General features: G+C 43.8%; 19 protein-coding genes. 14 read left to right on the top strand and 5 right to left on the bottom strand.

Annotation, left to right across the window (positions count from 1 at the left end):
• The first annotated feature begins 106 nt into the window (after window positions 1-106).
• The 10 genes from frr (at window position 107) to JMX95_RS01780 (ending at window position 12648) form a co-directional block, all read left to right on the top strand.
• Entirely contained in the window at window positions 107-661 is a 555-nt protein-coding gene (gene frr / locus JMX95_RS01825) for a ribosome recycling factor (RefSeq protein WP_045451790.1), read from the top strand.
• Window positions 662-978: 317 nt separating this feature from the next.
• Window positions 979-1737 carry a polyprenyl diphosphate synthase gene (uppS, locus tag JMX95_RS01820; protein WP_201559877.1) on the top strand — a complete coding sequence of 253 codons (759 nt, stop codon included), beginning with the start codon at window positions 979-981 and terminating at the stop codon, window positions 1735-1737.
• A gap of 201 nt (window positions 1738-1938) precedes the next feature.
• Window positions 1939-2748 (top strand): phosphatidate cytidylyltransferase, encoded by an 810-nt coding sequence (locus tag JMX95_RS01815; protein ID WP_201559876.1) that lies wholly within the window; start codon window positions 1939-1941, stop codon window positions 2746-2748.
• Between the two features lie 153 nt (window positions 2749-2901).
• Window positions 2902-4110: a 1-deoxy-D-xylulose-5-phosphate reductoisomerase gene (ispC, locus tag JMX95_RS01810; protein WP_201559875.1), complete on the top strand. Its 1209-nt coding sequence runs from the start codon at window positions 2902-2904 to the stop codon at window positions 4108-4110.
• Between the two features lie 85 nt (window positions 4111-4195).
• Window positions 4196-5572: an RIP metalloprotease RseP gene (rseP, locus tag JMX95_RS01805; protein WP_201559874.1), complete on the top strand. Its 1377-nt coding sequence runs from the start codon at window positions 4196-4198 to the stop codon at window positions 5570-5572.
• 262 nt (window positions 5573-5834) lie between these two features.
• Window positions 5835-8258, top strand: a complete 2424-nt coding sequence (gene bamA / locus JMX95_RS01800) for an outer membrane protein assembly factor BamA (protein WP_201559873.1) — start codon at window positions 5835-5837, stop codon at window positions 8256-8258.
• 146 nt (window positions 8259-8404) lie between these two features.
• The gene (lpxD, locus tag JMX95_RS01795; protein ID WP_201559872.1) at window positions 8405-9421 is read left to right on the top strand and encodes a UDP-3-O-(3-hydroxymyristoyl)glucosamine N-acyltransferase; all 1017 of its coding nucleotides are present in this window, start codon (window positions 8405-8407) and stop codon (window positions 9419-9421) included.
• Window positions 9422-9493: 72 nt separating this feature from the next.
• The gene (fabZ, locus tag JMX95_RS01790; RefSeq protein ID WP_045444990.1) at window positions 9494-10003 is read left to right on the top strand and encodes a 3-hydroxyacyl-ACP dehydratase FabZ; all 510 of its coding nucleotides are present in this window, start codon (window positions 9494-9496) and stop codon (window positions 10001-10003) included.
• Window positions 10004-10205: 202 nt separating this feature from the next.
• Complete coding sequence (lpxA, locus tag JMX95_RS01785; protein WP_060490688.1) at window positions 10206-10985, top strand: acyl-ACP--UDP-N-acetylglucosamine O-acyltransferase; 780 nt, start codon at window positions 10206-10208, stop codon at window positions 10983-10985.
• Window positions 10986-11295: 310 nt separating this feature from the next.
• Window positions 11296-12648 (top strand): sodium-dependent transporter, encoded by a 1353-nt coding sequence (locus JMX95_RS01780; RefSeq protein ID WP_201559871.1) that lies wholly within the window; start codon window positions 11296-11298, stop codon window positions 12646-12648.
• A gap of 96 nt (window positions 12649-12744) precedes the next feature.
• On the opposite strand, the gene tgt is transcribed toward JMX95_RS01780, so the two are convergent.
• On the bottom strand, window positions 12745-13896 hold the full coding sequence (tgt, locus tag JMX95_RS01775; RefSeq protein ID WP_201559870.1) for a tRNA guanosine(34) transglycosylase Tgt: 1152 nt from the start codon (window positions 13894-13896) through the stop codon (window positions 12745-12747).
• A gap of 236 nt (window positions 13897-14132) precedes the next feature.
• Here tgt and JMX95_RS01770 point away from each other — a divergent pair, with 236 nt between their 5' ends.
• Window positions 14133-14783: an SOUL family heme-binding protein gene (locus JMX95_RS01770; protein WP_201559869.1), complete on the top strand. Its 651-nt coding sequence runs from the start codon at window positions 14133-14135 to the stop codon at window positions 14781-14783.
• A 164-nt stretch (window positions 14784-14947) separates the two neighbouring features.
• Here the strand turns inward: JMX95_RS01770 and asd are convergent, their stop codons facing one another.
• Window positions 14948-16081, bottom strand: coding sequence for an aspartate-semialdehyde dehydrogenase (gene asd, locus JMX95_RS01765; protein WP_201559868.1), 1134 nt, complete (start codon window positions 16079-16081; stop codon window positions 14948-14950).
• 382 nt (window positions 16082-16463) lie between these two features.
• Between asd and JMX95_RS01760 the strand changes: the two genes are divergently transcribed.
• Entirely contained in the window at window positions 16464-17588 is a 1125-nt protein-coding gene (locus tag JMX95_RS01760) for an endonuclease/exonuclease/phosphatase family protein (protein ID WP_201559867.1), read from the top strand.
• 494 nt (window positions 17589-18082) lie between these two features.
• Here JMX95_RS01760 and JMX95_RS01755 read toward each other — a convergent pair whose 3' ends face one another.
• Both JMX95_RS01755 and JMX95_RS01750 read right to left on the bottom strand, forming a co-directional pair.
• A complete protein-coding gene (locus JMX95_RS01755) occupies window positions 18083-19486 on the bottom strand; it encodes a peptidylprolyl isomerase (RefSeq protein WP_201559866.1) in 1404 nt (467 codons plus the stop codon).
• 150 nt (window positions 19487-19636) lie between these two features.
• Window positions 19637-22210 carry an LPS-assembly protein LptD gene (locus JMX95_RS01750; RefSeq protein ID WP_413786812.1) on the bottom strand — a complete coding sequence of 858 codons (2574 nt, stop codon included), beginning with the start codon at window positions 22208-22210 and terminating at the stop codon, window positions 19637-19639.
• A 963-nt stretch (window positions 22211-23173) separates the two neighbouring features.
• On the opposite strand from JMX95_RS01750, the gene JMX95_RS01745 reads away from it, so the two are divergent.
• Both JMX95_RS01745 and murU read left to right on the top strand, forming a co-directional pair.
• A complete protein-coding gene (locus JMX95_RS01745) occupies window positions 23174-24286 on the top strand; it encodes an aminoglycoside phosphotransferase family protein (protein ID WP_227675927.1) in 1113 nt (370 codons plus the stop codon).
• 133 nt (window positions 24287-24419) lie between these two features.
• Window positions 24420-25163: an N-acetylmuramate alpha-1-phosphate uridylyltransferase MurU gene (murU, locus tag JMX95_RS01740; RefSeq protein WP_320157774.1), complete on the top strand. Its 744-nt coding sequence runs from the start codon at window positions 24420-24422 to the stop codon at window positions 25161-25163.
• A 161-nt stretch (window positions 25164-25324) separates the two neighbouring features.
• Here the strand turns inward: murU and JMX95_RS13810 are convergent, their stop codons facing one another.
• On the bottom strand, window positions 25325-25441 hold the full coding sequence (locus JMX95_RS13810; protein WP_372815413.1) for a DUF2474 domain-containing protein: 117 nt from the start codon (window positions 25439-25441) through the stop codon (window positions 25325-25327).
• Window positions 25442-25474: the final 33 nt, after the last annotated feature.

Genomic DNA, 25474 nt, shown 5'->3' with positions numbered 1-25474 from the left:
ATTAGATTGGTCGCTAATAACTACAGTCGCTAATAATTAGTAGTGGACACCCGTATATTTACTAACAAATGAATGATTTATCGACAGCGATAAATAAGGATATCTAATGATCAAAGAGATTAAGCAAGACGGCGAAGCGCGCATGCAAAAAACACTGGAAGCGCTTGAGAGCACTTTTAGCAAAGTCCGTACAGGGCGCGCACATCCGGGTATGTTGTCAGGCGTGATGGTTAGCTACTACGGGTCGCCTACACCTTTGAATCAAGTGGCGAGTGTCAACGTTGAAGACTCACGTACGCTCATGGTTCAGCCGTTTGACCGTACCATGGTACAAGCAATTGACAAGGCCATTCGCGAAGCAGATTTGGGTCTCAACCCAGTGACCGCCGATGTGATTCGTGTGCCAATGCCTGCATTGACAGAAGAAACACGCCGCGACATGCAAAAGCTTGCGCGTGGAGAAGCAGAAAGTAGCCGTGTTTCTATCCGTAATATTCGCCGTGACATGATGAATGACATCAAAGAATTGGCCAAAGAAAAAGAGATCTCAGAAGACGACGAGCGCCGTGCCAGTGACGATATCCAAAAAATCACTGACAAGTATATCGAAACCATCGATAAACGTTTGAGCAAAAAAGAAACTGACTTGATGGACGTGTAAAGCACTGGTTTTTTGATCATGTAAGACAAAAAATCCGTTACATCATATCCTTATAATAAGCAGCCAATCTGTCAGTACTATTGGCTGCTTATTATTGTGTAGACGGTACCGATAATAGCGCCAATGTTATATCAATCGGATACGGCAATAGGCTTTCTCAGATTTGTAAACTGTATTTTATAAGCGCTATCTTGCAAACTAAATCACGCCCATAGATGGGTTTATGATAAGTTTGTGAATTATGGTTATGCCGCTTTCTAATCGTTATCGCAGCCGTTATTATTATTATTTTACCTTAACAATAAGCACTTTCGCCTATGTCCACTTCAGCCGTTTTGGCTCCTGATCTTCTTCCACGCCATATCGCTATCATCATGGATGGCAATAATCGTTATGGTAAAGCCAATGATTTGGGCAAAGGCCAAGGGCATGTGGCTGGCAAAGATGCACTCGATCCTATCGTCGAGTATTGCGTTAATACGGGTATCGAAGTATTAACGGTATTTGCATTTTCTAGTGAGAATTGGCAACGCCCGCCCAGTGAGGTGGCACTACTCATGCAACTGTTAGCCTCGACCATTCATGAGCAAATACCACGCATGAATGAGTATCGTATTCGTCTGCGTTTTATTGGTGACCGCAGTCAGCTGAGTGATGATTTGCAAGCATTAATGGCGGACGCTGAAGCAAAAACAGCAGGCTTTAAAGCCATGACTCTAGTCATCGCTATCAGTTATGGTGGGCAATGGGATATTGCTCATGCAGCAAAACAGCTGGCGCAGCAAGTAGAGGCTGGTCAGTTACGTGCTGATGATATTAATAAAGAATTGCTCGGTAACTATGTGCAATTAGCAGATGCACCAGCAGTAGATATGCTGATACGCACAGGCGGTGAATACCGAATTTCTAACTTTTTATTGTGGCAGTCAGCCTATGCTGAGCTATTCTTTACCCAGACATTATGGCCGAATTTTGCAGCCGATGAGTTGGCAGCAATGGTAACAGAGTTCGCTCAGCGGCAGCGCCGTTTTGGCAAAACCAGTGAGCAGATAGTGATAGAGCAAGCAAGTCGTTAATGGTGTTAAGCATTTGCCTGTTATTTTGTAAAGGAAAAAGCTCTTACAAAGCCGCTATCGTATATGTAGTTAATATTGCTTGGTTGTGAAATAATAAACCGCGTCAATAAGCGTCAACTGCTATTAGTGGGCTATTGTAGATTAGCTGCTATAATGCACGTTTTGACCATGCGTTTTTCATTATTATAAGGCTCAATAAGTATGTGGCAACGAATTAAGACGGCAGTTGTTCTCGTTATTATCGTTGGTATTGCAATGTTTGCGAGCCAAACCCCTATTTTATTTGCACCGCTGTTAGCGATTGGCGTTATTATTGCCGCTCATGAATGGACTAAGCTGATGCCTAAGTGGCGTCATCCTGCGCTGTTTGTGCTATTGGTTTTGGTGCTGACCCTAGTATCACTCATGTTTAAAGTCACATGGCTGTTTTGGTGGGTGGCTTCACTGGCTATATGGTTAATGGCACTGTCTTGGGTGCGAGTGTTCCCGACTCATACCAATTGGTATGGTAAAAAACTGGCATTGATGGGTGCGGTGATATTGACCGCATCGATTACGGCAATGTTTTATTTGTGGCAACTGTCAGCATGGTGGTTGCTCTATGTGTTCCTTTTGGTCTGGTGCGCAGATAGTGGCGCTTATTTTGTGGGGCGTAAGCTCGGTCGCCGCAAAATGGCACCGAACGTCTCACCCAATAAAAGTATGGAAGGGCTGGCTGGTGGCTTGGTCACTGGTCTGCTCGTGGTCATTGCCATCAGTGTATTTAAGTTGCAATTGACGGGCGCTGCGCTCATTGCCTTTGTGTCATTGTCGGCAATAACAATTTTAGCCTCGGTACTTGGCGATTTATTTGAGTCGATGCTTAAGCGCCGCGCTGATGTCAAAGATTCAGGAACGATTTTACCGGGGCATGGCGGCGTGCTTGACCGTATCGACTCACTGCTATCTGCTACACCGATATTTGCGCTTGGTTTTTGGGCGATACAGCAGTTAGGTTTGATAGTGGTTTAGGACTGAAAAAATAATTCATAGACGATGATACGCCCTAATTATAGTAGTTAAGATGAGTGACTAGTCAATACATTGGATATCGTCCATCTCTTATTTATCAGACGTTTTATCGATTTCTTATTTAATTTTTTAGAGTATCATTTACAGGCACCGATGGTTATGACGCAACGCATCGCCGTACTAGGCGCGACAGGTTCGATTGGCGATAGCACGTTAGCAATATTAGCGGCGCAACCACAGCTTTACACGGTCTACGCTCTGTCAGGCTATCACCGTTTAGACAAGCTGTTCGCACTTTGTCAGCAGTTTTTGCCAAAGCGCGTGAGCGTACCGACCGCCGTAGTCGATGATTTTGCCCAGCGACTCCGTGCGGCAGGTCTTGACATCGATGTGGTAGGCGGCGAAGCAGGGCTGGTCGACATTGCCACTGATTCGCAGACGGATACCGTTGTCGCTGCGATCGTAGGCGCAGCTGGTCTGCCTTCTACTTTAGCTGCTGCTCGTGCAGGTAAGCGTATTTTACTGGCGAATAAAGAAGCGCTGGTGATGGCAGGGCAAGTGATGATTAATGCGGTCAAAATGCATAACGCTACTTTGCTGCCGCTTGACTCTGAGCACAATGCTATTTTTCAGTGTTTACCACTGGCTATTCAGCAGGACAATACCCAAATTCATCAGCCAAACCACGGCGTGCGCAAGTTATGGTTAACAGCCTCTGGTGGACCGTTTTTGCAAAAATCGTTTGCGCAGATGCAGCAAGCGAGCGTCGCTGAAGCGGTCAAACATCCAAATTGGTCAATGGGTCAAAAGATATCCGTTGATTCAGCAACGATGATGAATAAAGGGCTTGAGTTGATTGAAGCCTGTCATTTGTTTGATTTGCCTGAAAATAAGATAAATGTGGTGATTCATCCACAAAGTATCATTCACTCAATGGTAGAATATAGCGATGGTAGCTTTTTGGCGCAGCTGGGCAGTCCAGATATGAAAACGCCCATTGCCCATGCGCTCAGTTACCCTGATCGTATCGATAGTGGCTCGCAGCCGTTAGACTTATTTGCACTTAGTGGTTTGGAGTTTATTGAGCCTGACTTGCAAAAATTCGCCTGTTTGCGTTTGGCAAGACAGGCGATGCAAGCGGGCACACAAGCGACGATTGTCTTAAATGCGGCGAATGAAATTGCCGTGGCGGCATTTTTGGCTGGAAAAATTCGCCTGACCGACATTGCTGATATCAATGAGCAAGCATTAAATGACATACAGCTGCCACCGTTAAACGAAACGGCTGACATAGAAGATATACTCGCAATTGATAAAATAGCACGTCACCTTACAGAAAAACTTGTGGCAAAGTTGGTGTAAGTGTATCAACAACTGCGTCGTTAAAAAATGATGTTAATAAAAGATGCAAAGAAAGAATGCTGAGAAACCATACTGAGAAAAGATCATGACGTTTTTATTAACGCTCCTTGCGGCAATATTTGTCTTAGGTCCGCTCATTGCCTTACATGAGTGGGGACACTATATCGTCGCTCGTCTTTGCGGCGTTAAAGTATTGACCTATTCTATCGGGTTTGGTCCCAAACTCTTTGGCTGGACGAGCAAAAAAAGCGGTATTGATTATCGCATTTCTGCTTTGCCACTTGGTGGTTATGTCAAAATGCTCGATGAACGCGAAGGCGAGGTAGCAAAAGCTGAGCAACATTTGGCGTTTAATCGTCAGCATCCACTAAAAAAGATTGCGATTGTTGCAGCTGGTCCTATCATGAACTTTATCATTGCTATTGCGCTATTTTGGGTGTTATTTATGACGCCATCAGAGCAGCTGGCGACCAAGATTGGGCAGGTACTACCTGATACGCCTGCTGCTATGGCACAGTTGCCAGTTGGTGATAAAATCGTTGCGATTGATGGGCATGAGGTACAAACGTGGGAAGGCATCAACTATCGGCTTGCTGGACGGATGGGCGAGACAGATAATGTCAGTATTACTTTGCAATCAGAGACACAAGCTGATAATGCAATCAAAACTTATCAAGCGCCCGTAACTCAGTTTATGCAAGGCAGCGCGCAAGGTAAAGATGCGTTGACCAGCTTTGGCATGCTGCCATGGCAACCAGATATTGCACCGATAGTAGGTGATTTGACCGCTGATGGTGCCGCCAGTCGCCAAGGACTAAAAGTAGGCGATCGTATTGTTGCTATCAATGATCAACCAATTAAAGATTGGCTCAGTGCCACTCGTATCATCCGCGACAGTCCTGAAACTTTGCTTAACTTCACAGTATTGCGTGATGGTAAAACCGTACAGCTTCAGATTATGCCGCAAGGCAAAAAAGACAATTTGGGTAACGATTATGGGCAAATTGGTGCTATGGTGGCACAGTCCGAAATTGTTATTCCTGACGCTTACAAGACCACTGTAGTCTATGGCCCTGGTGAGTCATTGGTGAAATCATTTGAGAAAACTGAACAGCTTGCAGTGATGACCGTCAGCTCAATGGGTAAGATGTTATCAGGCATGATTGGTTTGAACAATTTGTCAGGTCCGATTACTATCGCTAAAGTGGCCAAACAGAGTTTTGATATCAGTTGGCAGATGGTGTTATCGACGGCGGCTTTGATTAGTTTGAGTCTTGCTGTACTCAATCTTTTACCCATTCCTGTGTTGGATGGCGGTCATATTGTATATTATCTTATTGAATTGATTCGTGGTAAGCCACTCTCGGAAGGGGTGCAAATGATTGGACTAAATATCGGCTTACTCTTGCTGGCAGGTTTCATGGTGTTAGCAATTGGTAATGATATTAGTCGGCTGTTTTGACCAGCGAATCGCTAATATGATCGATAAGGCACGAGATACTAATGGTTTTACGCCTATTATGGGATGATTATGACCATGATAGGTAGCATGCTTTGTATCATGGCCTCTGTACTAATCGTAATTTTTAGTTTATTTTGTGATGCATTTTATATAAAGTGTTCTGAGTCTGCTGCGTATGCGCTTAAATTTCATGCGAAATGCGCTAGACAATATGGGCTTTTTAACTTAACTTAAGCAAGTTTTTTATTGACGGATAGTGTTTATGCGTACGCCTTTATTTATGAGCGCGGCAGGGTTGCCGTTAGTTGTAGCGATGATGAGTATGCCAGTACAGGCTGCAGAATTTGTAGTCACTGACATCGGTTTCAATGGTTTGCAACGTTTAACCCCCGATAGCCTCTATCCGGTTCTACCTATTTCGGTAGGGGATACGGTAAATGACAGTAGTTTAGCAGCCAGTATTAAGGCGCTTTATGCGACCGAAAATTTTGCTGATATTCAAAGCCGTATCGAAGGTGGACAGCTACGGTTTGATGTCGTTGAGCGCCCAACGATTGCTGAAGTCAATTTTGAGGGCAATAAGCTCATTCCAAAAGAAGGGCTAGAGCAAGGGCTAGACAATGCTGGTCTGTCTGCCGGTAATGTGTTGAAACAAGCCACGCTACAAGGCGTTGCCAACGAGCTACAGCAACAATATATCAGCCAAGGCTATTACAACAGCAATATCGAGGTTGATCAAACGTTACTTGATGGCAATCGCGTCAAGCTCGACGTGCGTTTTGTCGAAGGCAAACCTGCCAAAGTGGTCGATATTAATATCATTGGCAATAAACACTTTAGTGATGAAGAAATCAAAGACGTTTTTGCAGTAAAAGAGTCTTCGTGGACACGTCTGCTGTCAAAGTCTGATCGTTATGCCAAAGAAAAACTGGCTGCCAGTTTAGAGAATCTAAAAGCGCTTTACCAAAACGATGGTTATGTGCGTTTTGCAGTAGATAATGCGGTGCTCAACATCAGTGAAGATAAGAGCAGCGTGTTTATCGAAGTGAGTCTAAGCGAAGGCGAACAATATCAGTTTGGCGAAGTGAATTTCTTAGGTAAGCCGACTTTTGAGAACAATGAACTAACAGAGTTGGTAACTTTTGCACCCAATGAAAAGTACTCGCAAGCCAAGCTCGATGAAACCACCGCGGCACTTAAGAGTCGTTACGGTAATGAAGGCTATTATTTGGCGCAGGTGAGACCAGTACCACGTATCAATGACGAGACCAAAGTAGTGGATATCGATTATTTCATCGACCCTGCACGTCCTATTTACGTTCGTCGTATTAATTTTACTGGTAACATCAAAACTCAAGACGAAGTACTGCGCCGAGAAATGCGTCAATTAGAAGGCGCATTGGCAACTAGTGACAAAATCCAGTTGTCACGGACACGCCTGATGCGTACAGGCTTCTTTAAAGCTGTCAACGTTGATGTCAAGCCCGTACCGAATCAACCAGACCAAGTAGACATCAATTATACGGTTGAAGAGCAGCCTTCTGGTAGCTCAACGATTGCCGCGGGTTACTCACAAAGCGGCGGTGTGACTTTCCAGTTAGATCTAACACAAAACAACTTTATGGGTACAGGTAACCGTGTGAAAGCGGCACTATCACGCTCAGAAACCCGTGATTCTTATAGCTTGGGTTATACCGATCCGTACTTTACCGAAAACGGCGTCTCACAAGGTCTTAGTGCCTATTATCGTGAAACGAAATACGATGATAGAAACGTTAGTAACTATGTCACCGATTCTTATGGTGCTACGCTGAACTATAGTTATCCTGTTGACGAAACCAAACGTGTTAGTGCCGGTTTGAATGTTGATAACACTTCAGTACGTGGTGGTCGCTTCTTGGGTGTATCAAACGTTCAGCAAATTATTGATGATGGCGGTACGTTTGAGAACTTTGTCAATGATGAAAATCAGGCTTCTGGACGCACGGGCTTCAAAAATGATTACAATACTTATAACCTACTATTCGGCTGGGACTATAGCACCTTAGATCGTCCAGTATTCCCGACCAAAGGTATGAGCCATACGGTCGATGCCACCATTGGCTTGGGTGATACCAACTATCAAAAACTTGTTTATAGCGGCAACATCTATTATCCCTTCTACAAAGACTGGGTAGCACGCGGTTATACTAAGCTTGGCTATGGTAATGATTTGCCATTTTATGAAAACTTTTATGCTGGAGGTTATGGCTCTGTACGTGGTTATGAGGCCTCAACTCTTGGGCCAAAATCACAAACGTATTATGATGCCATAAATGATGATGTGCGTTACAAAGACGAAGACATCGGTGGTAATGCGTTAGTCAGCTTCGGTAGTGAGCTAATTTTGCCAATGCCGTTTAAGGGCGATTGGGCAGATCAAGTGCGTCCAGTATTGTTTGCTGAAGGTGGTCAAGTATTTGATACGACTGATAAGGAAGATCGCACTTTTATCAATCCTAATGACGGTACTGATACGGGCGTACCACTGTTGACGCAAGACAATAGCATGCGCTTTAGTGCGGGTGCAGGTATAACCTGGTATACGCCAATTGGTCCAATTTCATTGAGTTATGCTGTACCTATTGGTGATAAAGAAGGCGATGAAACTGAAAAAGTTCAGTTCCAGATTGGTAATACGTTTTAACGTAGCATGATTGTTTGCGTTCATGTCGTTAACCATAGCAGTTACTTACATGAACGCAGCATCTGTTAGATATTAGTAGATCGCCAAGGTGATTGTTCAGCTTGGCGATTGTCTTATTCATAACAATATTTATATTAATAGTCACTATGATAACGATTGAGCAACTTATCACTCGGATTGAGCAGCGTCAGCCCATCACCAATAAGGCTGAAATCAGCGCTGAACAGCTACGTCAAAAATTCAGCAGTATTGGTAGTTTGACCACGGCTGGTCATAATCAGTTAAGCTTTTTGGCCGATCCTCATTATATTTCTAGTCTGGCTATCAGCGAGGCAGGGGCTGTATTGGTTACTGCAGAATATCGCAATCAAGTGCCCGCCACAGCGATAGCGTTAGTCGTCGCAAGCCCATACTTAGCTTATGCTGGTGCTAGTCAGTTGTTTGCTCGTGAGTCACTGTCTGGTGGTATTCATCCTAGCGCTGTGATTGCTGATAGTGCGGTCATTGGTGAGCAGGTGAATATCGGACCTTTTTGTGTGATAGCCGATTATGTGCAAATTGGTGCGCGTAGCTCACTTGCGGCGCATGTGGTGATCGAAGAAAATACGACTATTGGTACTGATGGCGTTATCAAATCACAAGTGGTGATCGGGCATGATTGTGTCATTGGTGATCATGTGAGGTTACACGCGGGTGTCAGTGTGGGTGCAGAAGGTTTTGGTTTTGCACCAACCAAAGATCCTAGTAACACTGGTTGGGAGCGTATTGCTCAATTAGGACGGGTCGTAATTGGCAATCATGTGCGAATTGGTAGTCAAACTTGCATTGACCGAGGTGCCATTGATGATACGGTCATTGGCAATCACGTTATTATTGATAATTTGGTACAAGTTGCTCATAACGTGCGTATCGGCGATGGCACGGCCATCGCGGCTCAAACGGGTATCGCGGGCAGCACTAGTATCGGCAAGCGCTGTATTATTGGCGGTGCGGTCGGTATCACAGGTCATATTGAGATTACAGATGATGTCACTTTATCTGGGATGACCATGGTAACCAAATCTATCAAAACCGCTGGTTCATACTCCTCTGGAACGGCTGCTATGCCGACCGCTAACTGGCGACGGGCAGCTGTACGCTTCCGTCAGCTTGGGCGTGATTAGCGAAAATATCAATGCATATATACAAACACAGTAAAATCATAGCGATTTGAAACATAGCAAGGAAGCACCATTATGAGCAGCACCGATATCGATATTTTGAATGATAAAGAAATGAAAAGCTTAGCTGAGCAAGGTCTTACGCTGCCATTAACTTATCATACGTTAAAGCATTATTTGCCACACCGTTATCCTTTTCTTTTAGTAGATAAGATTATTGATTGCACACCTGGTGAGTGCATTACGGGTATTAAGAATGTGACTATCAATGAAGAGTTTTTCAATGGTCATTTTCCTGATGAGCCGATTATGCCAGGGGTACTTATGGTTGAGTGCATGGCTCAGGTCTCAGGCGTGCTCGGATTTATCAGTGCCGGTCTGACCGCAGAAGATGGTTATTTATATCTGTTTGCAGGTGTTGATAAAGTCCGTTTTAAACGTCGAGTGATTCCTGGTGATCAGCTGACTATTCGTGCTAAAACAGTGATGCAGAAGCGCGGTATTTATAAATTTGACTGTACTGTACATGTTGACGATGAGTTAGCTGCCAGTGCGCAAATAATGATTGCTCGCCAAGAACAATAACGTTTACTAATAGCCATTGTGCCTCGTAGCTGACCTAATTCTTTAAACAAAGCGTCTAAAGAATTAGGTCAAAGCGGGTCATAAGCATTATAATTGACACTCGCATTTAACAGCAGAGCCATGCTTAGGTTTTCTCATAAAACTAAATTGGCTGTATTTGTTTTACCATTTACTCGCATCAGATCATACAAAGGCCCACATTATGAGTCAGATCCATCCAACAGCACTCATCTCACCGTCCGCCCAAATTGATGAGACTGCTATCATTGGTCCGTATTGTATCGTCGGTGATGAGGTCACTATTGGCGCTCACACGGTTCTGCATCGCCATGTAGTTGTTACCAAATTGACTCGTATTGGTCAACACAATGAGTTTTATCAATTTGCGAGCATTGGCGAAGATCCTCAGGATTTAAAGTATGCTGGTGAGCGTACTTGGCTTGAGATTGGCGATCATAATACCATTCGAGAAGCCTGTAGTTTACACCGTGGTACTGCACAAGATAGTGAGCTCACTAAAATAGGCAGCCATAATCTACTGATGGTGAACACTCATGTGGCTCATGATTGTGTGATTGGCGATCATAATGTATTGGCCAACAATGTTGGCGTTGCAGGGCATGTGACTATTGGTAATCACACGATCATTGGCGGTAATTCAGGTATTCATCAGTTTTGTACGGTTGATGACTATAGCTTGATTGGGGGCGCAAGTCTGATTCTAAAAGATGTAGCCGCCTTTACCATGGTATCTGGTAATCCAGCAACGACTCATGGTCTCAATGTGGAAGGTATGCGTCGTAAAGGATGGTCAAAAGAGACAATTGAGGTATTGCGTCAAGCTTATCGTATGATTTTTAGATCTGGTCTGACGACCGTGCAAGCGCTTGAGGTTTTGAATAATGAGTTGCTACCAAAAGAGCCAAAAATCCAGTTGCTCATTGATTCACTACAAAAAAGCCGCCGTGGTGTGGTGCGCTAGAACGGCGATTGGCTTTTGCTGAAAATCATATATAGTATGCATTCAGTAATCAGCCAAACTCTTGTCAGTTATAGATAAAATTACCAGAAGCCATAACCAATTGTTATGGCTTTTTATGTTTATGAGCGCTTGACTTTTTTGGTGGCTTAGCAGAAACTGAGCCTTTACGATATTGTAAACAATTCTTTCTTAATGTTGCTGGACGCCTCACATTGAGGTGTTTATTGAATAGCCTGATATTTCTCATGGCTATTTATGATAATCAAGGAAGATTATCAGTGATGTTAATTGAAGCACGAGGACGGAAAAAATGGCTATTAATAAACAAGAACATGCACAGTGGAGCTCAAGTTTTGGCTTCGTATTGGCAGCGGTTGGTTCAGCAGTTGGTTTGGGAAACATATGGAAGTTTCCCTATATGGTCGGTGAAAGCGGTGGTTCAGCTTTCGTTATCGCTTATTTATTCTGTATCGCGCTGGTAGGTTTTCCGATTCTAGTCGCTGAATGGCTGATTGGTCGCCGTGGGCAAAAGAACCCAGTCAACACTTTTGCGGATGTTGCAGCAAGTGAAGGTAAATCGCGCAGTTGGGGCATCATCGGTGCGTCAGGTATTTTAGGTGGTTTCTTAATTCTATCGTTTTATAGTGTGATTGGCGGCTGGGCACTCAACTATATTACTAAAGCAGGTACAGGCAGTTTTATTGGTCAAGACAGTGATTCTATTGCTGCGACCTTTGATGCTATGTTGGCTTCAGCAGGTACGTTGACGATTTGGCATACCGTGTTTATGGCTATTACTGCTTTGATTGTCGGTATTGGTGTGACCAAAGGTATCGAAACCACAGCTAAAGTCTTAATGCCACTACTCGGCGTGATTTTGTTCGTCATCGTTGGTTACAACGTAATAAACGGTGGTTTTGGCGAAGCAGTGGCTTATCTATTCACACCAGATCTTAGCAAGTTGACTGGCGATGTGATGCTTGCAGCATTGGGTCATGCCTTCTTCACCCTATCTATTGGTATGGGTATTATGATTGCTTATGGCTCATATTTGGGTCGTGAAGTGAACTTACTAAAAACCGCCCGTACCGTTGTGATTTTAGATACGGTTATTGCTTTGGCTGCTGGTCTAGCAATCTTCCCAATCATCTTTAGCAATGGTCTAGACCCTGCTTCAGGTCCTGGTCTTATCTTTGTCAGCTTACCGATCGCTTTTGGTAGCATGGGTGCAGGGACGATCATTGGTACGTTGTTCTTCTTACTTATTACTTTTGCTGCTATTACCTCATCAATCTCATTGCTTGAGCCAACCGTTGAGTTTTTAGAAGAACGTACACCGATGAGTCGTACGGTATCAACCATCGTTGCCAGTACAGTGATTTGGCTATTAGGCGTTGCGGCATTACTATCATTTAACCTATGGTCTGACTTCACTATCATGGGGAACGGTATCTTTGATGCATTGGATAAAATTACCAGTAAATTCCTTCTCCCGCTAACTGGTCTTGCTGCAATTATTTTCGTTGGTTGGCAAATGGATCAACGCAGTATTCAACAAGAGCTTGGTCTGTCTAATAGTGCATGGCAATTATGGCAAATCGTTGCTAAGTTTGTAGCACCGATTGCCGTGATCGTGGTATTTGTAACCTCGTTAATGGGCTAGTACTGATTAACTAGAAATAATAAAAGCAACACACTAAAAAGGGCTTAAGATAATTCTTAAGCCCTTTTTATAGCTATGACAATGGCAAAAGTATGATTAGCGTAGATTTAACTCAGGTACTGTTTGTCCACGTTTGTTATAAAATTCGCTGACAAACTCATCAAATTTGTCTTGTTCAATGGCATCACGAATACCTTGCATCAAACGCTGATAATAGCGCAAGTTATGGATAGTCGCTAATTGAGCACCCAGCATCTCTTTACACTTATTAAGATGGTAGAGATAAGCACGGCTAAAATTTTGGCAAGTATAGCAGTCGCACTCAGGATCTAGTGGACCTTCGTCATTGCGATATTGGCTGTTACGGATACGTACCACACCAGCATTGTCTGCATCGCCTGTGACGAAGTAGTGACCATTACGCGCGTTACGCGTCGGCATCACACAGTCGAACATATCGACACCGCGACGTACGCCTTCAACTAAATCCTCAGGCTTACCAACGCCCATCAGATAGCGTGGCTTATCTGCTGGCATATCATCAGGGAGGTAATCTAGGACATCTATCATTTCATCTTTTGGTTCACCAACTGACAGACCACCAATGGCATAACCATCAAAGCCGATATCGAGCAGGCCTTCAAGTGATTGCTGACGCAAATCAGGATACATACTGCCTTGAATAATGCCAAATAATGCGTTGGTGCTGCCCAGTCTGTTGTGCTCATCAGCACAGCGCTGTCCCCAACGTAAGGACAACTCTAACGATTTTTTTGCTTCGTCATGAGTTGCAGGATAGGGCGTACACTCATCAAATTGCATGACGATGTCTGAGTTCAAGCTGTACTGAATCTGCATCGATTTTTCTGGAGACAGAAAAACTTTCGCACCATCGATAGGAGACTTAAAGTCGACCCCTTCTTCGGTGATTTTACGCATGGCACCCAGACTGAATACTTGGAAGCCACCTGAATCGGTCAGGATAGGCTTATCCCAGTGCATGAACTTATGTAAGCCGCCAAACTTATCAATCACCTCGGTACCTGGACGTAACCATAGATGAAAGGTATTGCCCAAAATAATATCCGCACCAATGGCTTCAATATCACGTGGCAGCATGCCCTTGACTGTACCATAAGTGCCAACAGGCATAAACGCTGGCGTTTGTACGTCGCCATGATTGAGATGAACCGTACCACGGCGCGCACGCGTGTCACCGCTGGCCGTTTTATGTAAGACAAATTGCATATGATTATCGCTATTTACGCTATGAAAATGGTGATAATTATAGCATTGTTAGCAGTTTTTTTGGACATGGATGTTTATGAGGTATTGATATATCTGATAAATGTGTCTTTTGGTTAATAGTATTTTGTCATAACCAAAAGACACAGACAGTACTTATGAGTAGTTGGTAAAGTAGAAATCATAATGGCGAGACAGTAACCATTGCTAAGCGATGTTTTAACTGCTGGAGACATACTATGAAAAAGGTAACCTACTTATTATTAAGTGGTTCATTATTAACCTCAGGAGCAGCTATGGCGACCGAAGAGCCGAATTATACAGTGTTGTCGCAAATGGATGACTTTGAGCTGCGTCGTTACGATAAGCAGCTAGTGGCACAAACGTTGGTAAGTGGTGACCAAGACTCAGCGAGTCGCGAAGGGTTTAAAGTGTTAGCCGACTATATATTTGGCAATAATACAGCGCCAACTGGCGGCAGTAGTAAAATTAGCATGACTGCGCCCGTTACAATGCAGCCTAATAACAAAAAGAGTGATAGCGAATCACAGAAAATTGCGATGACAGCACCAGTAAGCATGCAGCAAGACGATGGTAAGTGGCGTGTACAATTTACTATGCCCAGTCAATATACGATGCAAACACTGCCAAAGCCTAATAATCCAAACATCACGATTACCGAGGTGCCAGCACAGACGTACGGTGTGATTAAGTTTTCAGGGTTGGCAGGCAGTAAAAAAGTAGCGACTAAAACGGAAGAGCTACAATCTTGGATGCAAACCCAAAATTTGACTATAACGGGCGAGCCTGAACTGGCGCGTTATAATCCGCCTTGGACACTGCCTTTTTTGCGCCGTAATGAAGTGATGATTGCTTACAAGACAAAGTAATACTAGCCTCAAAGTATAAGATGAGCGTTGTCACATTTGCTGAGCTTGTTATAAGTAGGACTTGCATTTGTTTGCCGTGCTATTCAAATTTTTGGAAGTGGTACGCCCATAAAAAAAGACAGCATTTGCTGTCTTTTTTGTACTGACTTTTTAAGAAAATAAACTTAGTCTTTTTGCTCACGGATGATATTCAGCATACGACGTAGCGGCTCGGCTGCGCCCCATAATAATTGATCACCAACGGTAAATGCGCCTAGATACTCAGGGCCCATATTGAGCTTACGCAAGCGACCTAGTGCAACTGTCAATGTACCAGTCACTGCCACTGGCGTTAAACGATTCATAGTCGCTTCTTTGTCGTCTTCGACCAAGTCCAGCCATTCATTGCCGCTGTTTTTAAGTGCTGCTTCGATTTCTTCTAGCGGAATGTCTTTTTTGAGCTTGATGGTAAGGCCTTGCGCATGACAGCGCATCGCGCCAACGCGCACACACATGCCGTCGATAGCAATCTTATCGGCTTCAGAATTACCAAGGATTTTATTGGTCTCGACACCGCCTTTCCATTCTTCTTTTGACTGTTTGTTTTCTAACTGAACATCGATATAGGGGATCAAGCTACCTGCTAGTGGCACACCAAAGTATCGCTTAGGAAAATCATCTGAGCGCTGAGTCTGAGCGATTTTTTTATCAATCTCAAGGATGGCGCTGGCAGGATCAGCCAACTCGTCTTTGACCGCATTGTGTAGCACGCCCATGCCAGCGATTAATTCGCGCATGTTGTTAGCACCAGAGCCACTAGCGGCCTGATAAGTCATGGCGCTGACCCATTCTACCCAGCCTTTATTAAACAGCTCACCAATCGCCATGAGCATCAATGACACGGTACAGTTACCACCGATAAAGTCTTTTTTGCCATTGGCTAGGGCGCTGTCAATAACGGCGCGATTGACTGGATCGAGAATGATGATGCTGTCATCTTCCATTCGCAAGGTGCTTGCCGCATCAATCCAGTAGCCATTCCAGCCACTATCACGTAGCGGTTGATGGACTTGCGAGGTATAGTCGCCGCCTTGGCAGGTAATGATGACATCGCAAGCTGCTAGCGCGTCAATATCATGAGCATCTTTTAATTGGCCGGTATGAATACCATCAAGGCTTGGGGCATCACCACCTGCGTTGCTGGTTGAGAAAAACACGGGTGTAATACCGTCAAAGTCTTTTTCCTCAGTCATACGTTGTATTAATACTGAACCGACCATGCCGCGCCAGCCTACCAAGCCTACTGTTAAATTACTCATGAAACTCAATCCTTTTTACCATAAATTGTTGCATTGTCAGCCGATAACAATGCCGTGAATAGCCATAAAAAGCAAGGCGTTTTGGCCGTTTTTAGTGGTTTTTCATACACTATTAATGATGTTCAGTATAACTTTAAGTTATTAACCTAATGGCGATAGTGGCGATGCCTCACTCGCCACAAGTAGATAGCCCTAAAAATAAGTTCGTCCGTAGTATTCGTTATGGTGGGCGAATTAAAAGTGTAATGTTTTATAGCGGTTAACGAATAATCCATGCTCATCAGTAGGCGATAACCTTCTGAAATGCTAAAGTAAACAGCTAACGTCAGTTCAGTTAAAACCATGGCGATATTCATCATTTAATAGACGGCTAATACATACTATGGATCTCTCACTATTATATTACAGCATACAGTGGCTAGCAGGATTCATCGCATTTGTGACGATTTGGGGCTGGATACCACTGGATAATTGGTGGGTGCGCGGTGTTGAATTTCCGCGTATTCAGATCATGGTATTGGGTGTCATTGCTTGGGTTGGTATGCTGATTTTTTGGTCAGAGTGGCAGCTGGGACAGTGGCTGTTATTTACCGTCTTAAGCATTACATTAGCCTTTCAGCTTAGGATGGTATTGCCTTATACCAAGCTATGGAAAAAAGAAGTTCAAAAGGCAAAAGACAAGCCAGAAGGGCAGGTGCATCAACTAAAAATAATGGTATCAAACGTACTAACGCCCAATGATGACACCCAAAAATTGGTGGATTTGGTGAAGCAAAGACAGCCTGATATTTTAATTACGCTAGAGAGTGATGAAAAATGGGAAAAAGCGCTGCATCAAATCGAAGCTGATTATCCTTACACCGTGAAAGTGCCACTAGATAATCTGTATGGGATGCATCTTTATTCTAAGCTTGAGTTGATTGATCCTGAAGTTAAGTACTTGATGATTGATGACATACCTTCTATTCATGCCCAACTGCGCCTGCAAAGTGGTCGCGTGATTTGGTTGTATTGCTTGCATCCCATGCCGCCAAGCCCGACGGAAGCGGATAAATCTACTACCCGCGATGCTGAGCTATTGATGGTTGGCAAACACATCAAAGAAAACAAGCAAACGGCGATATTGGCAGGCGACCTCAACGATGTGGCATGGTCAAAGACGACTCGACGCTTTCAACGTATCTCAGGATTGTTGGATCCGCGTATTGGTCGACATTTTATCAATACGTTTCATGTCAGCTATCCATTTTTACGTTGGGCGCTGGATCATATTTTCCATAGTGCTTGCTTTACGGTGGTAGATATTCGGCGTATGCCGTCGATAGGTTCGGATCACTTTCCTGTTATGACGACTTTACAATACGAACCAGAAGAGGAGAGCAATCAAGCGCAAAATGCCCCTACTGCAGAAGCGGAAGATATAAAAGAGACTGATAATAAAATAGTAGAAGGTAAAAAAGAAGGTGAAAAAGTCTCAAAGGAACATGCAGAAGAGCAGAGAAGTTAGGGTTGATAGCCTGCCAATACTATAGCCATCGTATGATGCAATGTTAAAAGAGGCTGTAAGCATATGCTTACGTTAAATAAGGTCTTTAGCCTCTAGTCGCATTAAACTGATTACCCTACAATACCTGCATCAACACAAGGATACGCATGGATGCAGTGTTGAGACAGTATCAATAAAACACAGGTCAGCCCGCTGTCTTATAGGATACTGTTTATGACTTAGGATGAGTCAGCATGGAAGAAATAATAACAACAATATGAAGCGCCATAGCCCCGAACCAATCGCCCTAGGTTCGGGGCTTTTCTTTGTGTGCGTAATGCTTACATTTATTTTATTCGATATTCTTGTGTTTGGATATGCTGCAATATATTTAAGATGACCTTCTGATTATTTTTAGCGCATAAATAAACGTCAATAAAGAAAGGGTACATGCATTAGCATATACCCTTTTTGACAAAGCATTATTAGATTTGACTTATCGATGCCTATATCAGTTAGCCAAGTACTTGGATGTAAGCACCTGCGCGTAGCTCTTGTAGCCAGTCTTCTTTGGCTTGCGGTGCTAAGCGCTGATAAAGCGCTTGACGTGCCATGTTGCGACGATATTGATCGCTAATATCTTGTTGGCGTTTGCCGTCTATTTTCAATATATGCCAGCCAAACTGGGTTTTGAAAGGAGCAGAGTAGTCACCAACCGCCGTATTTTTCATCATGGCTTCGAATGGACCAATCATATCTTCTTCGCTCACCCAATCAAGATCGCCACCGCGGCCAGCGGAACCGGGATCATCTGAATAGGTCGATGCTAAACCAGCAAAATCAGCGCCGCTGCGTAGCTGTTCATACAAATCATTAATCTTTTGCTCAGCAAGCGCGTCTGTCTGTAGCTCATCAACTTTTACCAATATGTGACGAGTACGCCACTGTGGTATCAGCATAGTGTCGCTGGCTTTTTTGTCAGCAAGTTTGATGATGTCGATGCCTTCAGGCGTTATTAGTGGTGCGCTGACCGCACCAACCTCAAGTTTGGTAATCTCACTTGATAGCTCTGTAGGTAGAGAAGCGGCTTTATGAAAGCCCATATCGCCACCTTGTAGCGGAATAGGATAGTTGCCTTGGCTGGCAGCGACCGCTTCAGCGACATCAACGTTTGGTGCAAGCAGGCGAGTACGCAGAGCTTCTGCTACCTTTAACGCCTCATTGCGTTGGGCTTCTGAGAGTCGGCTGTAGTCATCCATGTAAGGCACTCGTACATGAATCGTTTGATACTCACTCTGGTTTAAGCGCTTGGCTTCAGGCGAGGCCAAAAATGCATCAATATCTTGTTCGCTAATGCGCACGCGGTTACCGATTTGGCGCTGTTGCAAGGCTTGAATGGCTGCGTCTTCGATTAATTGCGCACGTAGCGCCGCATAGCTACCAGGTTTTGCTGCGTCCAAACGCTGTTGCAAAGCTGAGATGCTCGTCAGCCCTTCTGCTTGCGCGATTTGACCAAGGCGTTGATTAATAGCCGCTTCATCAGGGTTTAAACCGACGCGCTTAACCATGGACAGTTGTAACTCACGCAATATGAGCGCATTTAACACCTCAGACTGTAGTTGTGCTGAGTTTGCTATTGGTTCACCAGCCGCTTGTGCACGTGCTTGTGCTTGGGTAGTAGCATCGATCAAATCGCTCTTTAAGATAGCATTTTCATTGACTAAAGCAATAATGCCATCGGTGCTATTGGCTGGCGTCAAACGATTGACGTTATTCTGCGCGGTCACGGCATTTGCCTGAGGCGCTTGTGATTTTGCAGGTTTAACGGTGGCAGCTTGGGCGCTCAATGTAAGCGCAAGGCTGGCACTCATAGCTAGCAATACAGCACGGCTGGTTTGACGTAAAGAAAAAAATCTCATGATGCTCCTCATCAATGTCATCGCATCGGATGGTAGTTGGTCAACACTGTTTAATACTTTTAACAGTCAAATATTAGACAGGATTGACCATAATAGGGTTACAAACAGGGTTATGAAATATATAGCAAAAATATTTATACAAGCACGGTCTTAATCTTTCCAAGCAGTCTGGACAGGTTCAAAGCCCAAGATTTTATCAGAGAGTAAGCGAGTCAGGCGGCTGCTACCACTACCCAAACCATTCAATCTAATCTCTGCCATAATAGCTTGCGTTGGTTTGTCTTTGACATTTAAGTCATTATAGTAACGACGACCATAAACTGCAAAACCAAAGCAGCAATCTTCGTAATCAACGCCGACCAACGAATCAAGGACTTTATCACGATTGTAATCGTATTGACCTTGAGCCAAGATTCGCCAGCTGTTATTGATTGGAAAGACAGCCGATGCGGTAAAAGCAGAGAGTGGCAGCTGATCGGTGTTTTCATCACGTTGACGTTTGACAAATCCAACATTAAACAAGCTGTTGTCAGACGGCTGATAACGCAGCTCAGTCGTAATATAATTTAAATCATAATCATTGGTCAGTGCGCCACTAACATCAACCCAAAAGTTGTTGTAAGGTTGCGTGCTGGTATCCCAAACCATCCCTGAAGATGAAGAGGTGAAGACAGGTTGCTGATCATCAAGCGTAACACGTCCATTATCGATATAAAACTGCTCTGCAATGCTACCATCAAAACGTGTCACACCCGTTGCGTCGATGTAACGATAATTGATACCAGGAGTAATCGAATGCAAATCTTGCAAGCGATCATGCCCTAAGAACCAACTGTCAGAAAACAGCTGTTCATAGTTAATAGAGGCAATACGCGTATTAAAGTTCGGAATATCGTTTTGGTCTTCATATGGCGAGTAGGTGTATTTCAATCGTGGGCTTAGCAAGCGATAGCCACCCATGGTATCGTCGAATGCGCCAAAAGGCGAGCCTGCTTGATAGAAATTCAGACCTGCATCGATACTGGCTTGAGGTACAAATACCGACTGGCTACCGTCTTTATCACTCAACTGGTTGTCGGCTAAGCTGTCCTCGTCATAAGAAGTATAGAGATGTTGTAAGCTCAGTTTGGGCTTGATATAACCCCAAGATTTTTCCATTGGATAAACGGCGCTGAGTTTATTATAAATTCGCCCGCCACTTTTTTCATTCTCAGAGCCATCGTCGATGGATTTTTTGAAATAAGCGGAATCATGTACACCAGTGATATCGAAGCTCTTCGCCCAAGGCAGTCGATAATCGAGCTTGAGCTGCGGCAATCTTGAATAAGGTTTATCTTTGTCTTCTAAGGGTTTACCATTACTGGTAAAAGCGTCTAGAGTTTGAAAGGTTTCTACCTTTAATTCACCATCAACATAGTCATTATAATAATTGACACGCGCACGGCGTGGTAAGTTTATGGTGCTGTCTGATAGACCCAGCGTGTCAAAATCATTGAGGTAATCTGAATCTGACACATAGCTGTATTTTGCATCACCGCTTAAGCGTGGAATGCTCTTAGATGACCAATAATGATCATAAAAGAAGCTAGAGCGGTCTTCGTCATTGTACTCTTTGTCATTAGGCAAATATGAACCATTAAAAATACCTTCGCCATAACTTTCGGTCAGATAGCGAAACTCGCCTGACACCATAGGATTACGATCGGTATAAATATGGGTATTGAGCGTGGCATCATAATTGGGTGCCAAATTGAAATAGTAGGGTATATCAACCTCAAGACCGCTTTCACTACTGATACTGGCATTCGGCAATAAAAAACCACTGGTGCGACGATTATCAATCGGGAAGTTGAAATAAGGCAAATAGAACACAGGCACGTCAGCGATACGGAAAGTAGTGTTATAGGCTTCGCCGCGACCTGTATCGGTATCCAAATCAATGCTTTTGGCATCAAACTGCCATTTACGATTGGTTGGTGGACAGGTACTAAACATGACGTCATCTAGCTCATATTGACTGTCATTCGGTCTGTTCAAGCGCTTGGCATAACCATGAGCTTGCAGTTCTACACTAGCAAAAGCCACATCATTGGCTGTCGACTGTCCAGTTTCAGTATTATAATTTAAACTATCGGCGACCCCAATAAGCCCGTCTTTTGATGCTTTCTCAGTGAAATTGGCTTGGGGGTTATTCGATGAGCGGTTTGTTGCATTGCTATCTAGTGCGTTGCTGCGTAATACTTGCTGACCTGTCGCTTGGTCAGTAAACATGACTTTGCCTTGAGCGGCGGCAACGCCATTGCTCAAATCTAACAAGACTTTTTCTGCTTCTATCTGCTGGGTACCCTGATTGATGATGACATTGCCCGACAGCTCTGCATAGTCGACATTGTCATAATAACCATAATCTGATTCTGAAAACAGCGGCGCTTGATTATTCGGGAGACCATTTAAGTTTGGCGCAGGCTGCCCATTGGTTGCTCCTGCCTCATTGACCGCGCGTTGATAGTTGGGGTTGCTCTTTGGATAAACCCATTGACCTTCGCAGCGTTGGGCGCTATCTACAGCATTCGGTAATAACTGTAAGTTTTTACCCACTTTTGGAATGGTTTGCGGGGTAGGTGTTAGCTCGTTTTGAATGACATTTTGGTTAGCATTATCACCATTGTTTAACGTTGAGGCATCTGTATCAGGTGTCAGCTCATAAAATTCTGCTAAACGCATCAGACTATCTTGAATACTTTCATCACTCACATCAACTTTACCAGTCTTCTGTGCGGCTTTAGGTGCAGTGGTTTCAGCAAGCTGGGCAGTGCTATTGTTCTGAGTGGTCGCAATCGTATCTGATGCTGGTACAAAACCTTTATCATCACTCTCGTTGATGGCGGTAATTTCTAGAGGGCGGTTGTCTAAAGGACTTTCATTAGTAGCATTCTCATTAGAGATGCTGTCGTTGAAGGTGCTTTCATTAAAAGCGCTTTCATTAAAAGTATTGTCAAAACTATTGTCTGACGCATTGTCATCAGTAGCAGCCTTTTGAGACGTATTACGCTGAAAGTCAGTCTTTTGATTATTGCTATTTTGATAGCGGATATCATTATAGTCGCTGTCTTTTTGGACGCTACTGCGATTGGCATCAGGTGTAACATCAGAGATATAGCGGGTGCTACTGTCAGTGATTAGCGACTCAGTTTGCTGTGTGTCAGCATTGCTGGGCGCAGCACTAACGGTTAGGCTGGACAAGCCTAAGGCACCAAATAAGATCAAACGGATGCTTTGGTAAAGCGGAGAATATAACAAGGGCACACCTATGATTGCAGAGCCTATTGAATTGCGATACTGAATTTAGTAACCATATTATTAATCATGTATGGCGGTTAATAAACGACTAAAAAATCACTGATTGATAATGCTATCTTAAGAATTTGGCTGTTTTACATATAATGACGACTAATCATAGTCAAAAAAAACCAAATCAGCTACACTATTTACCAAAATTTATAATATAGCCAAGCTGTTTTTTGAATGGTTGCTGAGGTTATGCTCAGCGCTAGATGTCGAATGATATCCCAATACGCCTGCTATCGCAGTTTTTTTGGCTCAAGACGTTGCTATTTTAACAAGGTTTTGCCTGACTTATCACTACTTTAATTGTTTATGACTTATATTTAACCTGCGATGCCCATTATGACTGATAAAATACTTTTAGAGCCTAATATGATCGATACCAAACTCAATAGCCGTCTACAACAATTAGAGAGCTGGTTGCAGCAAGTATTTGCTGGTCAAACGTTCCAACTCGATAGTCTACCCGGTGACGCAAGTGCTCGCCAATACCATAGAATCCAGCTGTCAGACAGTAATGACACGACAGTCGCACATTATATTGTCATGGATTCAGCGGACGAACAAGACGCCATGCGCCAGTTTATCAATGTGACTAAGCTGATGGCACCGGCGATCAATGTGCCGACGCTCATCGCGCAAGACGTGACGAAAGGATTTTTGGTGTTACAGGATTTTGGTGCGGTAGAGTTCGCCCATCTGCTCGTTGATGCGACGCCTGCGCAGATAGATGAGCATTATCAGTTGGCAATGCAGACGTTGGTCGCGCTACAGACCGTGCCAGTTGAAACAGCCAAGTCGCAACATCAACTGCCAGATTATGATACCGAGTTATTAGATCGTGAGATGGATTTATTCAGCGATTGGTTTATACCTTATATCGGTGTCGAGCTTGATAAAGCATTATGGAATACTTTAAAAGAAGCCTTAATAAAAGAGATTTTGCAGCAACCACAAGTCATCGTCCATCGTGATTATCACAGTCGCAATTTGATGCAGGACCAAGCGGATCGCTCGCGCTTAGGCGTGATTGACTTTCAAGACGCCGTCATCGGCTCTTATACTTATGATTTGGTGTCATTGCTGCGAGATGCTTATGTAGAATGGCCAGAGAGCCAAGTCTCTGCATGGATTAATGATTTTTGGCAGTTGCAAAAGCAGGCAGGCTTGACTACGGCAGATAGCATAGAGCAGCTCGAAAACGATATAAATGTCATGGGCGTGCAGCGCCATCTAAAAGTGTTGGGAATTTTTATTCGCTTGTCTGAGAGAGATGGTAAAGACCGCTATTTGGCGGATATTCCTAAGGTGATGCGTGATTTAATGTTCGAGTTAGAATGGTTAGAGGCGCACGGTAGACCGCATATGCAACAAGCAGTAGCGCCGTTTAATGAGAGTCTCAGGGATAATATACTGCCAGCTTATCAAAGTAAGTTCGTACAGCAATATATTTAGAACGAAGCACTTGCGAGCTTTATTTGACGCGAATGCTCATCTGATAAGTAATGCTCATTTGATAAGTGACGTTAAAACATTAGCAAGTTTTAATCTGAATGTATAATCCCATAAAATAAAAAAAGGAGCGCACATGTCTGAGATTGACCGAGCAATGATTACCCAAGCAATGATTTTGGCTGCTGGTAAGGGCACGCGTCTGCGTCCGTTAACACTTGATACGCCCAAACCTCTGGTAGAGGTGGGTGGACAGCCGCTTATCGTCTGGCACATTAAAGCGCTACAAGCAGCTGGTATCACTGATATCACCATTAATGCGTCATGGCTGGCTGATAAGCTGATGGATACACTGGGTGATGGCAGTCAATACGGTGTTAAATTGCATTGGTCAGTAGAGGATGATGAGCCTCTAGAGACCGCAGGTGGTATTTTTCAAGCGTTACAAACTGGCAAGCTGCGCGACGAGCCATTTATCTTAGTGAACTCAGATGTATGGACGACCTATGATTTTGCGCAGTTGCGAGATTATAAGCTTGGCGCAGATCAGCGCGCACATCTGTTATTGATTGACAATCCAGAGCATAATAACGGCGGTGATTTTGCGATCAATAATGGTTTAGCCAGCGAGCAGCCGATTGGTGATGCAGACAAATACACCTTTGCTGGCATTAGTGTGATGTCACCACGATTGGTCGATGGGCTGATATCAGGTCAGCCAGCGGCGTTGGCACCATTGCTCAAGCAAGCGATGATAAAGTTCCAAATCACGGCTGAAATAATTTCTGATAATTGGATAGATGTGGGCACGCCTGAACGCTTAGCGCAGGTAAATGAATTTATCAAAAGCAATGGTGTTGATCACCATAAAGGCGCTTAGATTATGGCGTTTAGACTATGGGATTTATAATAAAGGGCTTAGATTAAGATGCCTAATTCTTATTAATCTTATATAAGTAATCACATAAAAAAGCAGCGTCGATGAATCGGCGCTGCTTTTTTATGTGATATAGCCATGGCTAAGTGGGCTGCAAATGATTGCTAGATGCCCATAGCCAACTTGATCAATTGAGCAATCGTAAAAATAACTGCAAACCCTGCTATATATAGCCCAATGAACCATGCCCATTGTGACTGTTTCTTACTGAGCTTCTTCATGCTCGCCTCCTACTACGTGTTAATGCGCTTTAA

This window comes from Psychrobacter sp. NC44, assembly GCF_904846655.1.
Classification (GTDB): domain Bacteria; phylum Pseudomonadota; class Gammaproteobacteria; order Pseudomonadales; family Moraxellaceae; genus Psychrobacter.
Note: the sequence above shows the minus strand (reverse complement) of the source record. Positions and strands in the feature narration are given on the sequence as shown.

Coding starts and splice junctions, on each gene's coding strand:
- frr (WP_045451790.1), top strand. CDS start 107: ATGATCAAAGAGATTAAGCAAGACGGCGAAGCGCGCATGCAAAAAACA.
- uppS (WP_201559877.1), top strand. CDS start 979: ATGTCCACTTCAGCCGTTTTGGCTCCTGATCTTCTTCCACGCCATATC.
- JMX95_RS01815 (WP_201559876.1), top strand. CDS start 1,939: ATGTGGCAACGAATTAAGACGGCAGTTGTTCTCGTTATTATCGTTGGT.
- ispC (WP_201559875.1), top strand. CDS start 2,902: ATGGTTATGACGCAACGCATCGCCGTACTAGGCGCGACAGGTTCGATT.
- rseP (WP_201559874.1), top strand. CDS start 4,196: ATGACGTTTTTATTAACGCTCCTTGCGGCAATATTTGTCTTAGGTCCG.
- bamA (WP_201559873.1), top strand. CDS start 5,835: ATGCGTACGCCTTTATTTATGAGCGCGGCAGGGTTGCCGTTAGTTGTA.
- lpxD (WP_201559872.1), top strand. CDS start 8,405: ATGATAACGATTGAGCAACTTATCACTCGGATTGAGCAGCGTCAGCCC.
- fabZ (WP_045444990.1), top strand. CDS start 9,494: ATGAGCAGCACCGATATCGATATTTTGAATGATAAAGAAATGAAAAGC.
- lpxA (WP_060490688.1), top strand. CDS start 10,206: ATGAGTCAGATCCATCCAACAGCACTCATCTCACCGTCCGCCCAAATT.
- JMX95_RS01780 (WP_201559871.1), top strand. CDS start 11,296: ATGGCTATTAATAAACAAGAACATGCACAGTGGAGCTCAAGTTTTGGC.
- tgt (WP_201559870.1), bottom strand. CDS start 13,896: ATGCAATTTGTCTTACATAAAACGGCCAGCGGTGACACGCGTGCGCGC.
- JMX95_RS01770 (WP_201559869.1), top strand. CDS start 14,133: ATGAAAAAGGTAACCTACTTATTATTAAGTGGTTCATTATTAACCTCA.
- asd (WP_201559868.1), bottom strand. CDS start 16,081: ATGAGTAATTTAACAGTAGGCTTGGTAGGCTGGCGCGGCATGGTCGGT.
- JMX95_RS01760 (WP_201559867.1), top strand. CDS start 16,464: ATGGATCTCTCACTATTATATTACAGCATACAGTGGCTAGCAGGATTC.
- JMX95_RS01755 (WP_201559866.1), bottom strand. CDS start 19,486: ATGAGATTTTTTTCTTTACGTCAAACCAGCCGTGCTGTATTGCTAGCT.
- JMX95_RS01750 (WP_413786812.1), bottom strand. CDS start 22,210: ATGCGTTTAGCAGAATTTTATGAGCTGACACCTGATACAGATGCCTCA.
- JMX95_RS01745 (WP_227675927.1), top strand. CDS start 23,174: ATGACTGATAAAATACTTTTAGAGCCTAATATGATCGATACCAAACTC.
- murU (WP_320157774.1), top strand. CDS start 24,420: ATGTCTGAGATTGACCGAGCAATGATTACCCAAGCAATGATTTTGGCT.
- JMX95_RS13810 (WP_372815413.1), bottom strand. CDS start 25,441: ATGAAGAAGCTCAGTAAGAAACAGTCACAATGGGCATGGTTCATTGGG.